Below are 23677 nucleotides of genomic sequence, written 5' to 3' on the forward strand. Positions count from 1 at the left end.
ACACATATTTATAATTAGATGCATGTATTTATAATTATAATACGCTGTCTAAGTTGCTCTTTTATTTACGGGAGGAAATTGAATGACTCAAGTTGTAAATGTAGTAGGTGCAGGTTTAGCAGGTTCTGAAGCAGCATACCAATTAGCTCAACGAGGTATAAAAGTAAACCTTATAGAGATGAGGCCAGTGAAACAAACGCCTGCACATCATACTGATAAATTTGCAGAACTCGTATGTTCTAACTCGTTAAGAGGTAATGCTTTAACAAATGCTGTAGGTGTACTGAAAGAAGAGATGAGACAATTAGATTCTTTAATTATCAGTGCTGCAGATAAAGCACGTGTACCAGCTGGAGGTGCGTTAGCAGTTGACCGTCATGATTTTGCTGGCCATGTGACTGAAACTTTGAAAAATCATCCCAACATTACTGTAATAAATGAAGAAATCAACAGTATACCAGAGGGATACACAATTATTGCAACAGGACCTCTAACAACGGATAAACTTGCAAATGAAATTGTAGAGGCAACTGGTAAGGATCAATTATATTTTTATGATGCTGCAGCACCAATAATTGAAAAAGATAGCATCGATATGGATAAGGTATATTTAAAATCACGCTATGATAAAGGTGAAGCAGCTTATTTAAACTGTCCAATGACAGAAGATGAATTTAATGCTTTTTATGATGCATTAATTGAAGCTGAAGTTGCGCCTGTGAATGAGTTTGAGAAAGAAAAATATTTTGAAGGGTGTATGCCTTTTGAAGTCATGGCAGAGCGTGGTAGAAAAACACTGCTCTTTGGTCCTATGAAACCAGTAGGGCTTGAAGACCCTAAAACGGGAGAGAGACCTTATGCCGTCGTACAATTACGTCAAGATGATGCCGCTGGAACACTTTATAACATCGTTGGTTTCCAAACACATTTAAAATGGGGTGCTCAAAAAGATGTGATTAGACTCATACCAGGTTTAGAAAATGTAGAGATTGTGAGGTATGGTGTAATGCATCGCAATACATTTATCAATTCACCTGACGTATTAACAGAGACTTATGAGTTGAAAGGTAGAGAAACACTTTATTTTGCAGGACAAATGACAGGTGTAGAAGGCTATGTAGAAAGTGCTGCAAGTGGATTAGTCGCAGGTATTAATGTAGCGCATAAATTACTTGGCAAAAGAGAAGTAATCTTCCCTAGAGAAACGATGATAGGCAGCATGGCTTATTATATATCACATGCAAAAAATGAAAAAAATTTCCAACCTATGAACGCTAACTTTGGTTTATTACCAACTTTAGACAAGAAAATCAAAGATAAAAAGTTACGTTACGAACAGTTAGCGAATCGCGCATTAACATATTTAGATAATTATAAACAAACACTATAAAAATAATTAGCTTTTATAGCGCTTTTGGAAAATTTTGAAAGTTTTACTCAATTTAATAGTTATTTTTCGCAGACCCCTCTGTCAATATGCTACAATTTATGTTGATGGAGGGGTTTTTATTGAAAAAAATCCAACAAGCATATTTATTCATGCTAAAAGTAGAGAAACAATTTTCAGACCATACTTTAAAATCATATCATGATGATTTAGAACAGTTTAATAATTTCTTAGCACAAGAACAATTAGACCTATCAGATTTTGAGTATAAAGATGCAAGAAATTATCTAAGTTACTTATATTCAAAAAACTTGAAAAGAACCTCAGTTTCTCGTAAAATTTCTACGCTGAGAAGTTTTTATGAATATTGGATGACACAAGATGAAGCGGTTGTAAATCCTTTTATACAATTGGTGCATCCGAAAAAAGAACATTATTTACCTCATTTTTTCTATGAAGAAGAAATGGAAGCACTGTTTGATACAGTTGAAAATGATTTGAAAAAAGGCTTAAGAGATAGAGTGATTTTAGAGTTACTTTATGCTACAGGAATTAGAGTTTCGGAATTAGTCCATATAAAAGAACAAGATATAGACATGAATTCACCAGGTATTAAGGTATTAGGTAAGGGTGGTAAAGAACGCTTTATCCCTTTTGGTGAGTTTTGTAAGCAAAGTATTGAACGTTACTTAAATTCTTTCAAACCCAAAGTGAATAGTGACCATAATTATTTATTAGTAAATATGAAAGGCGATCCAATTACTGAGCGCGGTGTGCGCCATGTATTAAATGATGTAGTGAAACGAACTACGGGTGTTACAGAAATACACCCTCATAAATTACGGCACACATTTGCGACTCACATGTTAAACCAAGGTGCTGATTTAAGAACGGTACAATCTTTGCTAGGTCATGTTAATTTGTCGACAACTGGTCGATATACTCATGTGACTAACGATCAATTAAGAAAAGTATATTTAAATGCACATCCTCGTGCAAAAAAGGAGAATTAAAAATGAGTACATCTATACATGCAACAACGATCTTTGCAGTACAACACGATGGTCATTCTGCAATGGCTGGTGATGGACAAGTTACTTTAGGAGAACAAGTCATCATGAAACAAACAGCAAGAAAAGTGAGACGTTTATATAACGATAAAGTATTAGCTGGTTTTGCTGGAAGCGTAGCAGATGCATTTACTTTATTTGAAAAATTCGAAACAAAATTACAACAGTTTAGTGGTAATTTGGAAAGAGCTGCAGTGGAACTAGCTCAAGAGTGGAGAGGCGATAAACAATTGCGACAATTAGAGGCTATGCTCATTGTCATGGATGCATCGTCAATCTTAGTCGTTAGTGGTACAGGAGAAGTGATAGCACCAGATGACAATTTAATTGCGATTGGTTCTGGTGGGAACTATGCTTTAAGTGCAGGTAGAGCATTAAAACGTAATGCAGCTCATTTATCAGCAAGTGAAATGGCATATGAAAGCTTGAAAGTAGCTTCAGATATTTGTGTGTTTACAAATGACCAAATCATTGTTGAAGATTTATAGTTAAATATAAGTGAATTTATTCATGTATGTATAAGTTCTAAGTTAATAGGTTATAGTTTAAATAATAGCAAGTATAAATGATAAGGTATGGAATTTTTTGAAGGATTAAATCTATGGAGGTTAGATATCATATGGAGACGAATGGAATTAAATTAACACCAAAAGATATTGTATCAAAACTGAATGAATACATTGTCGGTCAAGATGATGCTAAACGTAAAGTTGCGATTGCATTAAGAAATAGATATAGAAGAAGTCTTTTGACTGAAGAAGAAAAACAAGAAGTTGCACCTAAAAACATATTGATGATCGGACCTACAGGTGTTGGAAAAACCGAAATCGCGAGACGTATGGCTAAAGTAGTTGGGGCGCCTTTTATTAAAGTTGAAGCGACTAAATTTACTGAAGTAGGTTATGTTGGTAGGGACGTCGAAAGTATGGTCAGAGACCTTGTAGATGTTGCGGTTCGACTTGTGAAAGAACAAAAAAAGGCATTGGTAGAAGATGAAGCTCAAGAAAAAGCTAATGAAAAATTAGTTAAATTATTAGTACCTAGTATGAAGAAAAAGGCAAATAACAACACGAATAGTAATAATCCACTAGAATCATTGTTTGGTGGATCGATTCCAAATTTTGGCCAAAATAATGACGAAGAAGAAGAAACGCCTACGGATGAAGTGAAAACGAAGCGGTCAGAAATTAAACAACAATTGTCAGCTGGGCAATTAGAAGAAGAAAAAGTAAGATTAAAAGTTGAACAAGATCCGGCGGCAATGGGTATGTTAGGCACCAACCAAAACCAACAAATGCAAGATATGATGAATCAATTAATGCCTAAAAAAAAGGTTGAGAGAGAAGTTCCTGTTAAAACTGCACGTAAGATATTAACAGATGAATTCGCTGATGAATTAATTGATCAAGAAACAGCAAACCAAGAAGCTATTGAGCTCGCTGAACAAATGGGTATAATATTTATAGATGAAATCGATAAGGTGGCAACTAATAATCAAAATTCAGGTCAGGATGTATCTCGTCAAGGTGTTCAAAGAGATATATTACCAATTCTTGAAGGTAGCATGGTTCAAACGAAATATGGTACTGTTAACACTGAACATATGCTATTTATTGGTGCTGGAGCATTCCATGTATCTAAACCTAGTGATTTAATTCCAGAATTACAAGGTCGTTTCCCAATTCGAGTTGAATTAGAGAGTCTTTCAGTTGAAGATTTTGTTAGAATTCTGACTGAACCTAAATTATCACTTATCAAACAATATGAAGCTTTACTTCAAACAGAACAAGTAACTGTCAAATTTACGGATGAATCAATTAACCGTTTAGCAGAAATAGCATTCCAGGTAAATCAGGATACCGACAACATTGGCGCACGTCGCTTGCATACAATACTTGAAAAAATGCTAGAAGATTTATCATTTGAAGCACCAAGTATGCCTAATGCGGTTGTAGATATTACACCACAATATGTTGATGATAAGTTGAAGACAATTTCAACAAATAAAGATTTAAGTGCATTTATTTTATAAATTAAATATAAAGGAGAAGAAATATGAGCTTATTATCGAAAACGAGAGAGTTAAATACACTATTGCAGAAGCATAAAGGGATTGCGGTAGATTTTAAGGATGTAGCACAAACAATAAGCAGTGTAACAGTAACAAACGTATTTATCGTATCAAGAAAAGGTAAAATATTAGGTTCCAATTTAAATGAATTATTAAAAAATGAACGTATTATCCAAATGCTAGAAAATAGACATATTCCTTTAGAATATACAGATCAATTAATGGATGTAAAAGAGACACAATCTAACATTGGTATTGAAAATGTTTTAACAGTGTTCCCACCTGAAAATGAAGATTTATTTGGCGATAGCAGAACGACTATCTTTCCAATCTTAGGTGGTGGAGAAAGATTAGGTACATTAGTACTTGGCCGTGTTACGGACGATTTTTCAGAAAACGATTTAGTACTAGGTGAATATGCTGCTACAGTTATTGGAATGGAAATACTTCGCGAAAAACATAACGAAGTGGAAAAAGAAGCTCGAGATAAAGCAGCGATTAGCATGGCTATTAATTCATTATCATATTCAGAAAGTGAAGCAATAGAGCACATTTTTGAAGAATTAGGTGGTAAAGAAGGATTGCTTATCGCTTCGAAAGTTGCAGATAGAGTGGGCATTACACGTTCTGTAATTGTAAATGCACTGCGCAAACTGGAAAGTGCGGGCGTAATTGAATCACGTTCTTTAGGTATGAAAGGTACATTTATTAAAGTTAAAAAAGATAAATTCTTAGATGAATTAGAAAGAATTAAATAAAGCGTATGTGTCATATTAAATATAAAGAACGACTAAAAACAAACCTTTAGTCGTTCTTTATAATGTATAAAATATTGAGATGAAACTATTGATTTACACAGGTAAATATGATATATTTATTGACGGCTATGAAGCCAATACACACACAGAAAGTTAAAGTATAAAGGGTGCGATGTTAAACTATCGTGTTTATATGAGCTTTTTGTGGAGGTAAACAACCAATAGGAGGAATTTTATTATGGCAGTAATTTCAATGAAACAATTGCTAGAAGCAGGTGTTCACTTCGGTCACCAAACACGCCGTTGGAACCCAAAAATGAAAAGATACATTTTCACTGAAAGAAACGGTATTTACATTATCGATTTACAAAAAACAGTGAAAAAAGTAGAAGAAGCTTATAACTTCATTAAACAAGTATCAGAAGATGGCGGAAAAGTTTTATTCGTTGGTACGAAAAAACAAGCACAAGATTCAGTAAAAGCTGAAGCAGAACGTGCTGGTCAATTCTATGTAAACCAAAGATGGTTAGGTGGAATCTTAACTAACTATAAAACAATTTCTAAACGTATTAAACGTATCTCTGAAATTGAAAAAATGGAAGAAGATGGCTTATTCGAAGTATTACCTAAAAAAGAAGTTGTAGAACTTAAAAAAGAATATGACCGTTTAATTAAATTCTTAGGCGGAATTCGTGATATGAAATCTATGCCTCAAGCATTATTTGTTGTTGATCCTCGTAAAGAGCGCAACGCAATTGCTGAAGCACGCAAATTACACATCCCAATCGTAGGTATTGTAGATACTAACTGTGATCCAGATGAAATTGATTACGTTATCCCTGCAAACGATGATGCTATCCGTGCCGTTAAATTATTAACTGGTAAAATGGCAGATGCAATCTTAGAAGGTCAACAAGGTGTATCAAATGAAGAAGTAGCAGCTGAACAAAATATTGATTTAAATGAATCAAAAGAAGCTACTGAAGCAGAAACAACTGAAGAAAACACTTCTGTTGAATCAAACTAAGAATAATGTAAAATGGGTGATAAGATATTTAAGCTTATCACCTTTTTTTAAAATAAATAATATAAAATTCATTAAATAATGGAGGAATTTGAAATGGCAATTTCAGCTAAACTTGTAAAAGAATTACGTGAAAAAACTGGCGCTGGTATGATGGACTGTAAAAAAGCGTTAACAGAAACTGATGGTGATATTGATAAAGCGGTAGATTTCCTACGTGAAAAAGGTATTGCTAAAGCGGCTAAAAAATCTGACCGTATTGCGGCAGAAGGCTTAGTACACGTTGAAGAAAGAGGAAATGAAGCAGCAATCGTTGAAATCAATTCAGAGACTGACTTTGTTGCTCGTAATGAAGGTTTCCAACAATTAGTGAAAGAAATTGCTATCCAAGTATTAGATACGAAAGCAGAAACAGTTGAAGCGCTATTAGAAACTAACTTACCAGATGGTAAATCAGTTGACCAACGTGTCAAAGAAGCTATCTCTACAATTGGTGAAAAATTAAGCATTCGTCGTTTTGCTGTTAGAACTAAAACAGATAACGATTCATTTGGCTCTTATTTACACATGGGCGGACGTATCGGTGTTTTAACTGTAGTTGAAGGTTCAACGGACAGTGAAGCTGCGAAAGATGTTGCAATGCATATTGCTGCAATCAATCCTAAATATGTTTCATCTGAACAAGTTAGTGAAGATGAAATCGCTCATGAGAGAGAAGTGTTAAAACAACAAGCTTTAAACGAAGGTAAACCAGAAAATATCGTTGAAAAAATGGTTGAAGGTCGTTTACGTAAATATTTACAAGAAATTTGTGCAGTTGACCAAAACTTTGTAAAAGATCCTGATCAAACAGTTGAAGCTTTCTTAAAATCTAAAGGTGGTAAACTAGTTGACTTCGTACGTTATGAAGTAGGCGAAGGTATGGAAAAACGTGAAGAAAACTTTGCTGACGAAGTTAAAGGACAAATGAAATAATTTTTCATAAGTTAAAACAGGGAAGAAGACACCTTTTGTGCTCCGTATGAAAGATTCACTTTTGTATTGGAAAACCTATTGTGTCTTCTTTACTTGTATCATTTACATATTTTTACAATAGAGAGGATAAGACAATGGCTCAAACTTCTAAATACGAACGTGTTGTATTAAAATTAAGTGGCGAAGCACTCGCAGGTGACGATGGGTTTGGTATCAACCCAATTATAATTAAAAGTATTGCAGAACAAGTAGCTGAGGTAGCTAAATTGGACTGTGAAATTGCAGTTATCGTTGGTGGCGGCAATATTTGGAGAGGTAAAACTGGAAGCGATTTAGGCATGGATCGTGGTACTGCGGACTACATGGGTATGTTAGCTACAGTGATGAATGCATTAGCATTGCAAGATAGCCTTGAACAATTAGACTGTGACACACGTGTTTTAACTTCAATTGAAATGAAACAAGTAGCTGAACCATATATTCGTCGTCGAGCAATTAGACATTTAGAAAAAAATCGTGTAGTCATTTTTGCTGCCGGCATTGGGAATCCTTACTTCTCTACTGATACAACTGCAGCATTACGTGCAGCAGAAGTTGAAGCTGATGTTATCTTGATGGGCAAAAACAATGTCGATGGTGTTTATTCTGCAGATCCAAAAGTAGACCCTAATGCCATTAAGTATGAGCACTTAACACATATTCAAATGTTACAAGAAGGTTTACAAGTCATGGATTCAACTGCTTCATCATTCTGTATGGATAATAATATTCCATTGAATGTATTCTCAATAACAGAAGAAGGCAATATTAAACGCGCTGTTATGGGCGAAAAAATAGGAACATTGATTACAAAATAATTAGAGGTGTATGACTATGAGTGACATTATTAATGAAACTAAATCAAAAATGCAAAAATCAATAGACAATCTTTCAAGAGAATTAGCGAATATAAATGCTGGTAGAGCCAATTCAAACTTATTAAATGGTGTAAATGTTGATTATTATGGTGCACCAACACCAGTACAACAACTTGCTAGTATTAGTGTGCCAGAAGCTCGTTTATTAGTTATTTCTCCATATGATAAATCATCAGTAGCTAATATTGAAAAAGCGATTAATGCAGCTAACTTAGGGGTTAATCCTTCAAGCGATGGAGAGGTTATTCGTATTAGTGTTCCAGCATTAACGGAAGAACGTCGTAAAGAGCTTGTTAAAGATGTTAAAAAAATTGGAGAAGATGCCAAAGTTGCTGTTAGAAATGTACGTCGTGATACAAATGACGAACTTAAAAAGCAACAAAAAAATTCTGACATCACTGAAGATGATTTAAGAACGCAAACAGATGATGTACAAAAGTTAACTGACGATTCAATAAAAGAAATTGACAATTTGTTAGAAGAAAAAGAACAAGATATTATGTCAGTATAAACATGGTAATAATGATTAAAGTTTCAATAAGTTAGCTTAATTTCATTTAAATTTTGCTAATTTTAGAGACGAATCATATTTTTATCTGAACTGTATCAAATCAGACTTTGGTACAGTTTTTTTATTTGTTTATTCAATGCATCTATCTAGTATGATAAAATGGTAGATAATTGCATCTAGAACCAATTATAATAAACATAGATGATCACGCTCGGAGGAAATACCCATGTTTAAAAAGTTAATCAATAAAAATAAAAATCAGCCAATACAATCCAACTTTGATTTGGATTTACATAACATACCTAATCATGTTGCTATAATCATGGACGGTAATGGTCGATGGGCAAAGCAAAGAAAATTGCCTAGAATTAAAGGTCACTATCAAGGTATGCAAACCGTTAAAAAAATCACAAAAGTAGCTAGTGATTTAGGAATTAAATATTTAACTTTGTATGCATTTTCTACAGAAAATTGGACTAGACCTGAAAGTGAAGTCAATTATATTATGAACTTGCCAGTTAACTTTTTAAAAACATTTCTACCAGAGTTGATAGAAAATAATGTAAAAGTAGAGACAATTGGTTTTATGGAATATTTGCCATCTTCAACACTTAAATCGATTGCCAAAGCTAAAGAAGACACAAAGCATAATACAGGTTTGAAATTAATCTTTGCTATTAATTATGGTGGTCGTGCTGAAATTGTAAACAGTGTGAAATCAATCTATGATGAATTAACTGCAAAAGGATTAACTAGTGATGAGATTACAGAACAAATGATAGATGATCATTTGATGACACATGCATATCCAGACCCGGACCTTTTGATAAGAACTTCAGGGGAACAAAGAATAAGTAATTTCCTTATTTGGCAAGTATCTTACAGTGAATTCATTTTCAATGAAAAATTATGGCCAGATTTCGATAAGGAAGAATTAATAAATTGTATTAAAATTTATCAATCACGTCAGCGTCGATTTGGTGGATTATAAATAGTTAGGAGAATAGTATGAAAGTTAGAACTTTAACGGCAATTATAGCACTTATCATTTTCCTCCCAGTATTATTAAAGGGCGGTCTTATTCTAATGCTATTTTCATATTTATTAGCATTCATAGCTTTAAAAGAATTGCTTAATATGAATATGATTAAGTTCTTATCAATTCCAGGGATAATAAGTGCATTAGGTATTTTAATCATTATGTTACCTCAAGATGCGGGTGATTGGGTTAATGATCTTCAGCTAAAATCATTAATAGCAATGAGTTTTATTTTATTAAGTTATACAGTACTTTCTAAAAATAGATTCAGCTTTATGGATGCAGCATTTTGTCTGATGTCCATCGCATATGTAGGTATTGGTTTTATGTATTTATATGAAACGCGATCAGAAGGGTTACATTACATATTGTTTGCGTTTTTAGTGGTTTGGTTAACGGACACAGGCGCATATATATTTGGTAGATTAATGGGGAAACACAAATTATGGCCAGTGATTAGTCCAAATAAGACAATAGAAGGATTTATTGGTGGTTTAATTTGTAGTCTGATTGTACCGCTTGTAATGATGTTTTTTGTAGATTTTAATATCGCGATTTGGTTATTGTTAATTATTACTATTATTTTAAGTATGTTTGGTCAGTTAGGCGACTTAGTAGAGTCAGGATTCAAACGTCACTTTGGTGTGAAAGATTCTGGGAGAATTTTACCAGGACATGGTGGTATCTTAGACCGCTTTGATAGTTTTATGTTTGTGTTACCATTATTGAATATTTTCTTAATTCAAATGTAATACTAGGACGATTTTTGTTTTATAATTTTATAATCGAGTAAGAGGAGTTAATGAATTGAAATAACTTGTTAGTTAATAACAGTTAAAGATATTCTTAACTCCTTTTAACAAGGTCATACGTTGTTAATAGCTTATATTTATTTTGAGATAGTTGTAAGTTAGGTTTACAAAATAATAGAGTTACGTGTGTGACAAAGTAGAATTGTGGTATAATTTTATAACTTATAGTGGGTTGATTAATTTGAAAAATGTATCACATTATACACAATAGGTAGTTAATTTAATTAAAAACATGAGGTGTATCAAATTGAGTTTTCTAGTAACAATTATTTCTTTTATCATCGTCTTTGGTGTCCTCGTAACGGTACATGAGTATGGTCATATGTTTTTTGCTAAACGTGCAGGGATTATGTGTCCAGAATTTGCTATTGGTATGGGTCCGAAAATCTTTAGCTTTAGAAAAAATGAAACACTGTATACGATCCGATTATTACCTGTCGGTGGTTATGTTCGTATGGCTGGTGACGGTTTGGAAGAACCACCAGTGCAACCAGGTATGCACGTCAAGATTAAATTAAACGAACAAGATGAAATTACACATATCATTTTGGATGACCAACATAAATTCCAACAAATTGAAGCGATAGAAGTAAAACAATGTGACTTTAAGGATGGATTGTATATTGAAGGAGTAACGCCTTTTGATCAAGAACGTCACAGATGTACAATTGCTAAAAAAGCTTACTTTGTTGAAAATGGTAGTTTGATTCAAATTGCACCGAGAGATAGACAGTTTACGTATAAAAAACCGTATCAAAAGTTTTTAACATTATTTGCTGGGCCATTGTTTAATTTCTTACTTACTTTAGTTTTATTTATCGGTTTAGCTTATTATCAAGGTACTCCGACAAATTCAGTTGATGAAGTAATGAAAGATTCACCTGCACAACACGCTGGTCTTAAATCTGGAGATAAAATCGTTAAATTAGATGATAAGAAAATTGCTAATAAAGACGATATTGATAATGTTGTCAAAAATATAAAGAATAACAAGACAGAAGTTACGGTTGAACGTGATGGTAAGACACATACAATGGATATTAAGCCTAAAAAAATTGAACAAAAAGTGACCAAAACGAAGACAGAAACACGTTACTTATTAGGGTATAGTGCAAGTACGGAACACACAGTATTTAAACCTATTGGTTCTGGAATTGAACGTAGTTTAGAAGCAGGTAAATATATCTTTACTGCTATTGTGAGTATGATTGCCAGTATTTTTACAGGACAGTTCTCATTCGATATGTTAAATGGACCAGTCGGCATATATCATACAGTTGATTCAGTAGTTAAAACAGGTATTATTAATTTGATTTCATGGACAGCACTATTAAGTGTCAACTTAGGACTAATGAATTTATTGCCTATTCCAGCTTTAGATGGAGGCCGTATACTATTCGTCATCTATGAAGCGATATTTAGAAAGCCTATTAATAAAAAAGCAGAGACAACGATTGTTGCAATTGGTGCAGTTTTCGTATTAATTATTATGGTCTTAGTGACATGGAACGATATTCAACGTTATTTCTTATAGAAGGAGAGAAGTGTTTATATGAAACAATCTAAAGTGTTTATACCAACTATGAAAGAGGTGCCAGCAGGTGCAGAAGCACTAAGTCACCGTTTATTATTGAAAGCAGGTTTAATAAAACAAAGCACAAGTGGTATTTATAGTTATCTGCCTTTGGCTGCACGTGTGTTAAATAATATTGAAGCGATTGTGCGTGAAGAAATGGAACGTATTGATGCAGTTGAAATCCTAATGCCAGCCTTACAACAGGCAGAATTATGGGAAGAATCAGGTCGTTGGAGTGCATATGGTCCAGAATTGATGCGTTTACAGGATCGTAATGGTCGCGAATTTGCATTAGGACCAACACATGAAGAAGTCGTAACCTCATTAGTTAGAGATGAATTGAAGTCATATAAACAATTGCCTCTGACTTTATTCCAAATACAATCTAAATATAGAGATGAAAAGCGTCCACGCTTCGGATTATTACGTGGCAGAGAATTCATCATGAAAGATGCTTATTCATTCCATGCAGATGAAGCTTCTTTAGACGCGTCATATCAAGATATGTATGATGCGTACGGCCGTATATTTAAACGTGTTGGCATTAATGCACGTCCAGTTGTTGCAGACTCAGGAGCAATTGGTGGTAGCCATACACATGAGTTTATGGCGTTAAGTGAAATTGGTGAAGATACGATTGTGTATAGCGAGCAGAGTGATTATGCTGCAAATATTGAAAAAGCAGAAGTAGTGTATCAAGCAAATGTTCAGCACGAAGATGTACAAGCGTTAACAAAAATTGAAACACCCAATATTCATACTGCGCAAGAATTAGCAACATTCTTAGAAAAGCCATTAGAACAAATAACGAAATCTATGATATTTAAAGTAGATGGGGAATTTATTATGGTTTTGGTACGTGGTCACCATGAATTGAATGATATCAAATTAAAGGCCTATTTTGAGACTGATAATATTGAGATGGCTACGGAAGATGAAATAGTAAATCTTTTAGGTGCTAAGCCAGGATCACTTGGTCCAGTATTTGATAAAGAAATTAAAATTTACGCTGACAATTATATCCAGGATTTAACTAATATTGTAGTTGGTGCAAATGAAGATGGGTATCATTTATTAAATGCCAATATTGGTCGTGATTTCGAGGTTGAAGCATTTGGAGATTTTAGATTTATACTAGAAGGAGAACCTTTAGCAGACGGTTCTGGCGTGGCACATTTTGCTGAAGGCATTGAAGTGGGGCAAGTATTTAAACTTGGTACTAAATACTCTGAAGCAATGAACGCAACATTTTTAGATAATCAAGGTAGAGCACAACCATTGCTAATGGGTTGTTATGGTATTGGCGTATCAAGAACATTGAGTGCCATTGTTGAACAAAATAATGATGAAAATGGCATTATTTGGCCAAAATCTGTAACGCCATTTGATTTACATTTAATTACGATTAATCCTAAAAAAGATGATCAACGTGAATTAGCTGATCAATTATATACACAATTAAAAGAAAGCTTCGATGTTTTATACGACGATCGTAAAGAACGTGCAGGTGTTAAATTCAATGATGCTGATTTAATCGGATTACCGATACGTGTAGTTGTTGGAAAAAATGCTGCTGAAGGTATCGTTGAGGTTAAACGACGCGACACCGGTGATAGTGACGACGTACATGTCGATAATTTAATTAATTATGTGAATACGTTATATTCTAATATATAATTTTTGAAGCAGCAGCTATGACAATTTGTTATAATGGCTAATGTAAATAGGTAATTGATGCCTATAAAAATCATGAGGCTGAAACAAAAATAGCGCTTTAAATACTGATGTATGTATAGATTTGAGCGTACACGGTAGCTGTTTAATAATTAAAAATAATGATTTCAATATTTTTAATTATTTATTCAGTCTTGTGGGGGCGGGCATATGAGATCAAATTTAAACCTTTGATTTCTGTCCCGCTCCCATTTATTTATTTGTAAAATTTATGCATTAGATCCAATAAGTTGAACTATTAGAATTTCAAATATATTTAGTTATAATAAAGAGAATGAAAAATAATACATACACCGTCATAAAATGTAATCAATAACATACAAGTAAAACAGTGTAATTAACAGTAAGGTGGTTATCGTCATGGCAATGACAAATGAGGAAAAATTTAAAATCCTAGCTGACCAAATTAAAATTGCAGAGCATTTGGATTCTGACATATTAACACAAAGTGAGTTAACCCGTGTAGACGTTAAAACAGTGGATCGTTCATGGGTGTTTCAAATTACATTCCCATATTTTTTAGCAATAGAAGATTACCTACTTTTCACAAGTGCAATTACTGAAGAATTTAAAACAATTGCAGACGTAAAATGTAATATCACGATAAAAGATACAGCAAATCAAGATGAATTTGCCATAAAATATTTTAGTCATTGTATTGATCAAACAAAGTTGTCACCAAAGGTTAAAGGACAATTAAAACAAAAACGATTAATTATGTCGGGTGATGTGCTGAAAGTGATGTGTCAAAACGATGTTGAACGTGATCATTTTGATAAAGCCTGTAATGGTAGTTTAATTGCAGCCTTTCAACAGTGTGGGTTTAATATTAGTAAGGTCGTTTTTGAAACAGATAGTGCAGTAAATGATGGCGATTTAGCTTCATTGGAAGCACATATCCAAGAAGAAGATGAGAAAAGTGCACGTGAAGCAACTGAAAAGTTAGAAAAAATGAAAGCTGAAAAGGCAAAACAACAAGATAATAATGAAAGTTCAGTTTCAAAATGCCAAATTGGGAAACCGATTCAAGTTGAAAATGTCCGTCCAATAGACTCAATTATTGAAGAAGAATTTAAAGTTGCCGTAGAAGGCGTTATTTTTGATATTAATTTAAAAGAGTTAAAGAGTGGCCGTCATATTGTAGAATTAAAAGTAACGGATTATACAGATTCACTAGTGTTGAAAATGTTTACACGTAAGAATAAAGATGACTTAGCCCATTTTAAAGCATTAAGTGTTGGTAACTGGGTACGTGCACAAGGGCGTATCGAAGAAGATACATTTGTGCGTGATTTAGTTATGATGATGTCTGACATTGAAGAGATTAAAAAAGCGACGAAACAAGATAAGGCAGAAGATAAGCGGGTTGAGTTCCATTTGCATACGTCAATGAGTCAAATGGACGGTATTCCGAATATCTCAGCATATGTAGATCAAGCTGCCAAGTGGGGGCATAAAGCTATCGCCGTAACCGATCATAATGTTGTCCAAGCCTTTCCAGATGCACATGCTGCCGCAGAAAAAAATGGCATTAAAATGATTTATGGTATGGAAGGTATGCTTGTAGATGATGGCGTTCCTATTGCATACAAGCCCAAAGATTGTGATTTAAAATCAGCAACTTATGTTGTATTCGATGTCGAAACGACAGGATTATCTAATCAATACGACAAAATTATAGAGCTTGCAGCAGTTAAGGTAAAAGATGGCGAAATTATTGATAAATTTGAACGTTTCAGCAATCCACACGAACGCTTATCAGAAACAATTAAAAACTTAACGCATATCTCTGACGATATGTTAGTAGACGCACCAGAAATTGAAGCAGTGCTAACTGAATTCAAAACATGGGTTGGCGATGCAATCTTTGTTGCGCATAACGCGTCATTTGATATGGGATTCATTGATACAGGTTATGAACATGTAGGTATTGGCGCCTCAACGAATGGTGTTATAGATACCTTAGAGTTGTCTCGAACAATTAATACTGAATATGGTAAACATGGGTTGAATTTCTTAGCTAAAAAATATGGTGTTGAATTAACACAACATCATAGAGCGATATATGATACAGAAGCGACTGCATATATGTTTATAAAAATGCTGAAGCAACTTGAATCGCTAGGGGTTCATAATCATCAAGATATCAATACATCATTATCGAATGAAGATGCTTATAAACGCGCGCGACCAAATCATGTGACGCTGATTGTCCAAAATCAAGAAGGTTTAAAAAACCTGTTTAAAATTGTGAGTGCCTCATTGGTACAATATTATTATCGTACACCTAGAATACCGCGTTCATTATTAGATGAGCATAGAGAAGGCATCCTTGTGGGATCAGCATGTGATGAAGGTGAAGTTTTTACTGCGGTGATGCAAAAAGATCAATCTCAGGTGGAGCGTATAGCAAAATATTATGATTTTATAGAAGTTCAACCACCAGCACTTTATCAAGATTTAATCGATAGAGAATTAGTAAGAGATAATGAAACACTACATGAAATATATAATCGTTTGATACGTGCAGGAGATGTGAATAATATTCCGGTTATCGCCACAGGTAATGCACATTATTTAAACGAACATGATGCTATTGCACGAAAAATACTTATCGCTGCGCAACCTGGTAATCCATTAAATCGTTCTACTTTACCTGAAGCGCATTTTAGAACAACTGATGAAATGTTAGACGAATTACACTTTTTAGGTGAGGAAAAAGCATATGAACTTGTGGTGCAGAATACAAATGATTTAGCTGACAAAATAGAACGTGTTGTACCTATTAAAGATGAATTGTATACCCCAAGAATGGAAGGCGCCAATGAAGAAATTCGCGAAATGAGTTACGACCATGCCAAAGCACTTTATGGTGAAGATTTACCACAAATTGTAATTGATCGTTTAGAGAAAGAATTAGAAAGTATTATTGGGAATGGTTTCTCAGTAATATACTTAATCTCTCAAAGATTAGTTAAAAAATCATTAAATGATGGTTATTTAGTTGGTTCTCGTGGGTCTGTTGGTTCTAGTTTTGTAGCAACCATGACTGAAATTACCGAAGTGAATCCATTGCCACCGCATTATATTTGTCCAGATTGTAAACAAAGTGAATTCTTTGATGATGGTTCTGTCGGTTCGGGATTCGATTTACCAGATAAAAAATGTGAAACATGTGGTTGTGATTTAATTAAAGAAGGCCAAGATATCCCGTTCGAGACATTCCTTGGATTTAAGGGAGATAAAGTACCTGATATTGATTTAAACTTTAGTGGTGAATATCAGCCTGAAGCTCATAATTATACGAAGGAATTATTTGGAGAAGACAAAGTATTCCGCGCCGGTACAATAGGTACCGTTGCCGAAAAAACCGCTTTTGGTTTTGTCAAAGGCTTCTTGAATGACCAAGGTATTCATAAACGAGGTGCAGAAATAGATAGACTGGTTAAAGGTTGTACTGGTGTTAAACGTACGACAGGGCAACATCCAGGTGGTATTATCGTTGTTCCTGATTATATGGACATTTATGATTTTACACCTGTTCAATTTCCAGCGGATGATCAAGGTTCATCTTGGATGACGACGCATTTTGATTTCCATTCAATTCATGATAATGTCTTAAAATTAGACATTCTGGGACACGATGATCCAACTATGATACGTATGTTGCAAGATTTATCAGGAATTGATCCTAAAACCATTCCTGTAGATGATAAGGAAACGATGGGCATATTCAGTTCACCAGATCCACTAGGTGTTACTTCAGAAGAAATATTATGTAAGACAGGAACGTTTGGTGTACCAGAGTTTGGTACAGGCTTTGTTAGACAAATGTTAGAAGATACGAAGCCCACAACATTTTCAGAGTTAGTCAGAATTTCAGGTCTATCACATGGTACAGATGTATGGTTAGGTAATGCACAGGACTTAATACGTTCTGGTAAATGTGATTTAGCAAGTGTTATATGTTGTCGTGATGATATCATGGTTTACCTAATGTACAATGGATTGGAACCTTCGCTAGCCTTTAAAACAATGGAATTTGTACGTAAAGGTAAAGGTTTAACGGATGACATGGTAGAAGCTATGGTTGATAATGAGGTGCCAGACTGGTATTTAGATTCCTGTAGAAAGATTAAATACATGTTCCCTAAAGCCCATGCTGCTGCCTATGTATTGATGGCTGTACGTATTGCTTATTTCAAAGTGCATTATCCTTTATACTATTACGCAAGTTACTTTACAGTACGAGCGTCTGATTTTGATTTGATTTCTATGATTAAAGATAAAGAAAGTATACGTAATACGGTAAATGACATGTATTCTCGCTATATGGATTTAGCTAAGAAAGAAAAAGATACATTAACAGTACTAGAAATTATGAACGAAATGGCCCAACGAGGCTATCGTATGCAACCAATTAGCTTAGAGAAAAGTAAAGCATTTGAATTTATAATTGAAGGTGAAACTTTAATCCCTCCATTTATTGCGGTGCCAGGTTTAGGTGAAAACGTTGCTCAAAGAATCGTAGATGCTCGTGAAGAGGGGCCATTCTTATCTAAAGAAGATTTAAATAAAAAAGCAGGATTATCTCAAAAAGTTATTGAATATTTAGATGAACTGGGTTCATTACCTAATTTACCTGATAAAGCACAACTATCCATATTTGATATGTGAGAAGGACATTTTTTGAAAATGATTTTCTAAAGCATTTTTGTTGTAAAAGCGCTGTTTTAGTAGAAAACAAACAACCCAATCGAACATCATTTTATTAAATTAATTCTGAGCTAGGTGATTAGTAAGTTGTCATTGTGCCTTTTAACAAATATAGTTATTTGTATAGAAAATGAACATATGGTATAATGATAGTGCTTAAAAAATTAGACTCAGGCAGAAAGAGTGGGCATAATACCCGCTCTTTTCTATTTGCCATAAAAGGAGGTCAGCATGAGTAAAATAACTGAGCAAGTTGAAACCATCATTCAACCTGTCCTTAACGACTTAAATTTTGAATTAGTAGAAGTTGAGTTTACCAAAGAAGGAAAAGACCATTTTTTAAGAGTATCTATTGACAAAGAAGGCGGCGTAGATCTAAACGATTGTGCGTTAGCTTCTGAAAAAATCAGCGAAGTAATGGACGCAGAAGATCCTATTCAAGAAATGTATTATTTAGATGTTGCGTCGCCTGGTGCTGAGAGACCAATTAAAAAAGAAAAAGATTTCCAAAATGCAGTAACAAAACCAGTTTTTGTATCATTATATGCACCAATTGAAGGTTCTAAAGAATGGCTAGGTATTTTACAATCTGTTGATGAGGAACTAATTGTTATGGAAGTCAAAGAAAAAGCTAAAACAAAGGAAATTGAAATACCGAGAAATAAAATCGCAAAAGCACGTCATGCTGTAATGATATAACGTGATGAGGAGGATGATAAGTCGTGTCAAGTAATGAATTATTATTAGCTACTGAATACTTAGAAAAAGAAAAAAAGATTCCTAGAGAAGTATTAATTGACGCTATCGAAGCAGCATTAATCACTGCTTACAAAAAGAACTACGATAGTGCTAGAACTGTTCGCGTAGAATTAAATATGGATCAAGGTAGTTTTAAAGTGATTGCTCGTAAAGAAGTAGTTGAAGAATCTATGGACGATAGAGAAGAAATCAGTTTAGACACTGCATTAGTAAAAAATCCAGCATATGAAATTGGTGATATCTATGAAGAAGATGTTACACCAAGTGACTTTGGGCGTGTAGGTGCCCAAGCAGCAAAACAAGCTGTCATGCAACGACTGCGTGATGCAGAACGTGAAATTCTTTATGATGAATTTATTGATAAAGAAGATGACATTGTAACTGGATTAATTGATAGAGTAGACCATAGATATGTTTATGTAAATTTAGGACGTACTGAAGCAGTACTATCTGAAGCAGAAAGAAGCCCAAACGAAAGCTACATCCCTAACGAAAGAATTAGAGTGTACGTCAATAAAGTAGAACAAACGACAAAAGGGCCGCAAATTTATGTTTCTAGAAGCCATCCTGGTTTATTAAAACGATTATTTGAACAAGAAGTGCCAGAAATATTTGACGGTACAGTAATTGTTAAGTCAGTAGCACGTGAAGCAGGTGATCGTTCTAAGATTAGTGTTCATTCTGATAATCCTGATATTGATGCGGTTGGTGCATGTGTTGGAGCAAAGGGCGCTCGTGTTGAAGCGGTCGTTGAAGAACTAGGCGGCGAAAAAATTGATATTGTGCAATGGAGTGAAGACCCTAAAGTATTTGTTAAAAATGCATTAAGTCCATCGCAAGTATTACAAGTTATTGTAGATGAAGCAAACCAATCAACTGTCGTTGTTGTACCTGATTATCAATTGTCATTAGCAATTGGTAAACGTGGTCAAAATGCGCGTTTAGCAGCCAAATTAACAGGTTGGAAGATTGATATTAAATCAGAAACAGATGCAAGAGCGGCAGGTGTCTACCCAGTAGATGAAACAGCAATCATAGAAGATGAAATAGAACAAGAACAAGTCGATGATGATGTTGAATCTGAAATTGTTGATGAGGAAGCAGTTGCTTCTGAATCACTACAAAATGAAGCTGTTGACTTAGATGACGAAGACGCAGAAAAATAAATTGGAGTGGATACTTTATGAAAAAGAAAAAAATTCCAATGCGTAAATGTATATTATCAAATGAAATGCACCCTAAAAACGATATGATTAGAGTTGTTATCAATAAAGATAATCAAATTTTTGCTGATGCGACAGGTAAACAACAAGGCCGTGGTGCATATGTATCAAAAGATGTTAAATTAGTAGAAGAAGCGCAACAAAAAGGTGTTTTAGAAAAATATTTTAAAGCTGATGCAGACACATTAGAGCCTGTTTATAAAGAAATTATACGTCTTATTTATCGTGAAGAGATACCTAAATGACCAAAGAAAAAATCGTAAATTTTTTAGGATTAGCAATGCGTGCTGGAAAAGTAAAAACAGGCGAATCAGTTATCTTAAATGATTTGAAGAAGAACAAACTAAAGCTCGTAATTATTGCAACAGATGCTTCTGATAACACAATTAAAGTGATACAGAACAAATGTGAAAGTTACCATATATCATTACGCATATTTGGAACGAGAGCTGAATTAGGACAAGCTTTAGGTAAAGCAGAACGTGTAAACATTGGAATCACTGATCAAGGCTTTGCTAAAAAGTTATTGTCAATGATTGATGAATATCGTAAGGAGTGACTATATGAGTAAAAAAAGAATTTACGAATACGCAAAAGATTTAAAAATAAAAAGTAAAGAAATTATCGATGAATTAAATAAGATGGACGTTGAGGTAACGAGCCATATGCAAACGTTAGAAGACGAGCAAATTAAAGCATTAGATAAAATTTATAAACCAGAAAAAGCGAAACAAACAGAACAAGCTGAGAAACAACAACAAAATAATCAAAACAAACAACAATCAGCCAATAATAAAGGCAACCAGAACAATCAAGGTAATAAAGGCAATCAAAATACCAACAATAATAAGCCTAACAATAAGAAAAATAATAAAAACAACAAGAATAATAAAAACAATAAAAACAACAAGCAGCCGAAACAAGAAGAACCAAAAGAAATACCATCGAAAATTACGTATCAAGATGGCATAACGGTTGGCGAACTTGCTGAAAAATTAAATGTTGATTCATCAGGTATTATTAAAAAATTATTCTTATTAGGTATTATGGCTAATATTAATCAATCTTTAGATGATGAAACGTTAGAACTGATTGTAGACGATTATGGTGTTGAATTAGAAAAAGAAATCGTTGTAGATGAAGAAGATTTAGCGATTTATTTTGATGATGAAACGGAAGATGAGCATGCAATAGAACGTCCAGCAGTTGTTACAATCATGGGGCATGTTGACCATGGTAAAACAACATTGCTTGACTCTATCCGTCATACGAAAGTGACAGCTGGTGAAGCTGGTGGTATTACACAGCATATTGGCGCATATCAAATTGAGAATGATGGTAAAAAAATTACATTCCTTGATACACCTGGACACGCGGCATTCACAACCATGCGTGCGCGTGGTGCACAAGTTACCGATATTACGATACTTGTAGTAGCTGCTGATGACGGGGTAATGCCTCAAACAATTGAAGCTATTAATCATGCTAAAGAAGCGGAAGTACCAACGATTGTTGCTGTAAATAAAATCGATAAACCAACTTCAAATCCGGATCGTGTGATGCAAGAATTAACAGAATACGGTTTGATTCCTGAAGATTGGGGTGGCGATACAATTTTCGTTCCACTTTCAGCATTAAGTGGCGATGGTATTGAAGATTTATTAGAAATGATTGTACTTACTTCAGAAGTACAAGAATTAAAAGCTAATCCAGAAAAAAATGCAGTGGGTACAGTGATTGAAGCTGAATTGGATAAATCACGTGGACCATCTGCTTCATTATTAGTCCAAAACGGAACGCTAAATGTTGGCGATTCTCTTGTAGTTGGAAATACGTATGGCAGAATTCGTGCAATGGTAAATGATTTAGGACAACGAATTAAAACCGCTGGCCCATCTACGCCGGTTGAAATTACAGGTATAAATGATGTGCCACAAGCTGGTGACAGATTTGTTGTATTTAAAGATGAAAAACAAGCGAGACGTATTGGTGAAGCACGCCATGAAGCGAATGTAATGCAACAACGTCAAGAAAGTAAAAGTGTTTCATTAGATAACTTGTTTGAACAAATGAAACAAGGTGAAATGAAAGATCTTAATGTAATCATTAAAGGTGATGTTCAAGGTTCAGTAGAAGCACTTGCTGCATCATTAATGAAGATAGACGTAGAAGGTGTTAATGTACGTATTATTCACACTGCTGTTGGCGCAATTAACGAATCAGACGTCACATTAGCTAATGCATCTAATGGTATTATTATCGGTTTCAACGTTCGCCCAGATACTGGAGCAAAACGTGCAGCTGATACTGAAGGTGTAGACATGCGTTTACACCGTGTTATCTACAATGTTATAGAAGAAATTGAATCAGCTATGAAAGGTATGCTTGATCCTGAATTTGAAGAACAAGTTATAGGACAAGCAGAAGTTCGTCAAACGTTTAAAGTCTCTAAAGTTGGTACAATCGCTGGTAGTTATGTTATTGATGGTAAAATCACACGTAATGCAGGCGTTCGTGTCATTAGAGATGGTGTTGTGCAATTCGAAGGAGAGCTAGACACATTGAAGCGTTTCAAAGATGATGCTAAAGAAGTAGCCCAAGGCTATGAGTGCGGTATCACAATTGAAAAATACAATGACCTAAAAGAAGGCGACATTATTGAAGCTTTCGAAATGGTAGAAATTAAAAGATAAATTATAATAAAACCACGCATTTTAAAAAATGCGTGGTTCAGACTGTCGACAAAGTCTACGACTTTGTTGGCAGTTTTTTTATGCACGCTTTCCGCGGGCACTGCCTTAGCCTGTAGTCTTCGGCTAGTGCTATTCCCGCAGGAGTCGGCATAAATCACTGCCAATATTACACAAAAAATATTATAATATATGTAAATTAAACAGTGGTGGTGTTTATTATGTTGAATAAATCAATTGATAAAAGAGATCAATATGAAATGATTTCTATCTCTGAATTAGTCCCTAATAATCATTTATTACGTAAAGTCGATACGATATTAGATTTAAATTTTGTGTATGAACTTGTCGAAGACAAATATTGCCTTGATAATGGTAGACCATCTATAGATCCTGTTATTTTAGTAAAAATATT

20 protein-coding genes are annotated in these 23677 nt (G+C 34.2%); all 20 read left to right on the forward strand.

The annotated features are described in order from the left end of the window. Positions 1-82 precede the first annotated feature (82 nt). Positions 83-1390, forward strand: a complete 1308-nt coding sequence (gene trmFO, locus BTJ66_RS02480) for an FADH(2)-oxidizing methylenetetrahydrofolate--tRNA-(uracil(54)-C(5))-methyltransferase TrmFO (protein WP_099089408.1) — start codon at positions 83-85, stop codon at positions 1388-1390. 119 nt (positions 1391-1509) lie between these two features. Next, positions 1510-2400, forward strand: a complete 891-nt coding sequence (xerC, locus tag BTJ66_RS02485; protein ID WP_099089409.1) for a tyrosine recombinase XerC — start codon at positions 1510-1512, stop codon at positions 2398-2400. 2 nt (positions 2401-2402) lie between these two features. Next, positions 2403-2945, forward strand: coding sequence for an ATP-dependent protease subunit HslV (hslV, locus tag BTJ66_RS02490; protein ID WP_099089410.1), 543 nt, complete (start codon positions 2403-2405; stop codon positions 2943-2945). A 131-nt stretch (positions 2946-3076) separates the two neighbouring features. Continuing rightward, positions 3077-4489 (forward strand): ATP-dependent protease ATPase subunit HslU, encoded by a 1413-nt coding sequence (hslU, locus tag BTJ66_RS02495; protein WP_099089411.1) that lies wholly within the window; start codon positions 3077-3079, stop codon positions 4487-4489. Between the two features lie 23 nt (positions 4490-4512). Further along, complete coding sequence (gene codY / locus BTJ66_RS02500) at positions 4513-5286, forward strand: GTP-sensing pleiotropic transcriptional regulator CodY (RefSeq protein WP_099089412.1); 774 nt, start codon at positions 4513-4515, stop codon at positions 5284-5286. Between the two features lie 238 nt (positions 5287-5524). Then, entirely contained in the window at positions 5525-6313 is a 789-nt protein-coding gene (gene rpsB / locus BTJ66_RS02505; protein WP_099089413.1) for a 30S ribosomal protein S2, read from the forward strand. A 93-nt stretch (positions 6314-6406) separates the two neighbouring features. After that, positions 6407-7285: a translation elongation factor Ts gene (tsf, locus tag BTJ66_RS02510; protein ID WP_099089414.1), complete on the forward strand. Its 879-nt coding sequence runs from the start codon at positions 6407-6409 to the stop codon at positions 7283-7285. A gap of 134 nt (positions 7286-7419) precedes the next feature. Further along, complete coding sequence (gene pyrH / locus BTJ66_RS02515) at positions 7420-8142, forward strand: UMP kinase (protein ID WP_099089415.1); 723 nt, start codon at positions 7420-7422, stop codon at positions 8140-8142. Positions 8143-8158: 16 nt separating this feature from the next. Then, on the forward strand, positions 8159-8713 hold the full coding sequence (frr, locus tag BTJ66_RS02520; protein WP_099089416.1) for a ribosome recycling factor: 555 nt from the start codon (positions 8159-8161) through the stop codon (positions 8711-8713). Between the two features lie 226 nt (positions 8714-8939). Beyond that, the gene (locus BTJ66_RS02525; protein WP_099089417.1) at positions 8940-9704 is read left to right on the forward strand and encodes an isoprenyl transferase; all 765 of its coding nucleotides are present in this window, start codon (positions 8940-8942) and stop codon (positions 9702-9704) included. Between the two features lie 17 nt (positions 9705-9721). Continuing rightward, on the forward strand, positions 9722-10504 hold the full coding sequence (locus BTJ66_RS02530; protein WP_099089418.1) for a phosphatidate cytidylyltransferase: 783 nt from the start codon (positions 9722-9724) through the stop codon (positions 10502-10504). Between the two features lie 307 nt (positions 10505-10811). Further along, on the forward strand, positions 10812-12098 hold the full coding sequence (gene rseP, locus BTJ66_RS02535) for an RIP metalloprotease RseP (RefSeq protein ID WP_099089419.1): 1287 nt from the start codon (positions 10812-10814) through the stop codon (positions 12096-12098). An 18-nt stretch (positions 12099-12116) separates the two neighbouring features. Next, a complete protein-coding gene (locus tag BTJ66_RS02540; protein ID WP_099089420.1) occupies positions 12117-13817 on the forward strand; it encodes a proline--tRNA ligase in 1701 nt (566 codons plus the stop codon). A gap of 417 nt (positions 13818-14234) precedes the next feature. Beyond that, positions 14235-18551 carry a PolC-type DNA polymerase III gene (locus BTJ66_RS02545; protein WP_099089421.1) on the forward strand — a complete coding sequence of 1439 codons (4317 nt, stop codon included), beginning with the start codon at positions 14235-14237 and terminating at the stop codon, positions 18549-18551. A gap of 270 nt (positions 18552-18821) precedes the next feature. Continuing rightward, complete coding sequence (rimP, locus tag BTJ66_RS02550; RefSeq protein ID WP_099089422.1) at positions 18822-19289, forward strand: ribosome maturation factor RimP; 468 nt, start codon at positions 18822-18824, stop codon at positions 19287-19289. Between the two features lie 23 nt (positions 19290-19312). Continuing rightward, entirely contained in the window at positions 19313-20515 is a 1203-nt protein-coding gene (gene nusA / locus BTJ66_RS02555) for a transcription termination factor NusA (RefSeq protein ID WP_099089423.1), read from the forward strand. Positions 20516-20532: 17 nt separating this feature from the next. Further along, the gene (gene rnpM, locus BTJ66_RS02560; RefSeq protein WP_099089424.1) at positions 20533-20817 is read left to right on the forward strand and encodes an RNase P modulator RnpM; all 285 of its coding nucleotides are present in this window, start codon (positions 20533-20535) and stop codon (positions 20815-20817) included. Then, on the forward strand, positions 20814-21131 hold the full coding sequence (locus tag BTJ66_RS02565) for a L7Ae/L30e/S12e/Gadd45 family ribosomal protein (protein ID WP_099089425.1): 318 nt from the start codon (positions 20814-20816) through the stop codon (positions 21129-21131). The genes rnpM and BTJ66_RS02565 overlap by 4 nt, the downstream gene beginning before the upstream one ends. 4 nt (positions 21132-21135) lie before the next feature. Next, complete coding sequence (gene infB, locus BTJ66_RS02570; protein ID WP_099089426.1) at positions 21136-23265, forward strand: translation initiation factor IF-2; 2130 nt, start codon at positions 21136-21138, stop codon at positions 23263-23265. A gap of 218 nt (positions 23266-23483) precedes the next feature. After that, on the forward strand, positions 23484-23677 hold a 194-nt coding region (locus BTJ66_RS02575; protein ID WP_476661997.1), incomplete at its 3' end, for a transposase.

Source organism: Staphylococcus edaphicus (assembly GCF_002614725.1).
In the GTDB taxonomy this organism is placed as follows: Bacteria; Bacillota; Bacilli; order Staphylococcales; family Staphylococcaceae; genus Staphylococcus; species Staphylococcus edaphicus.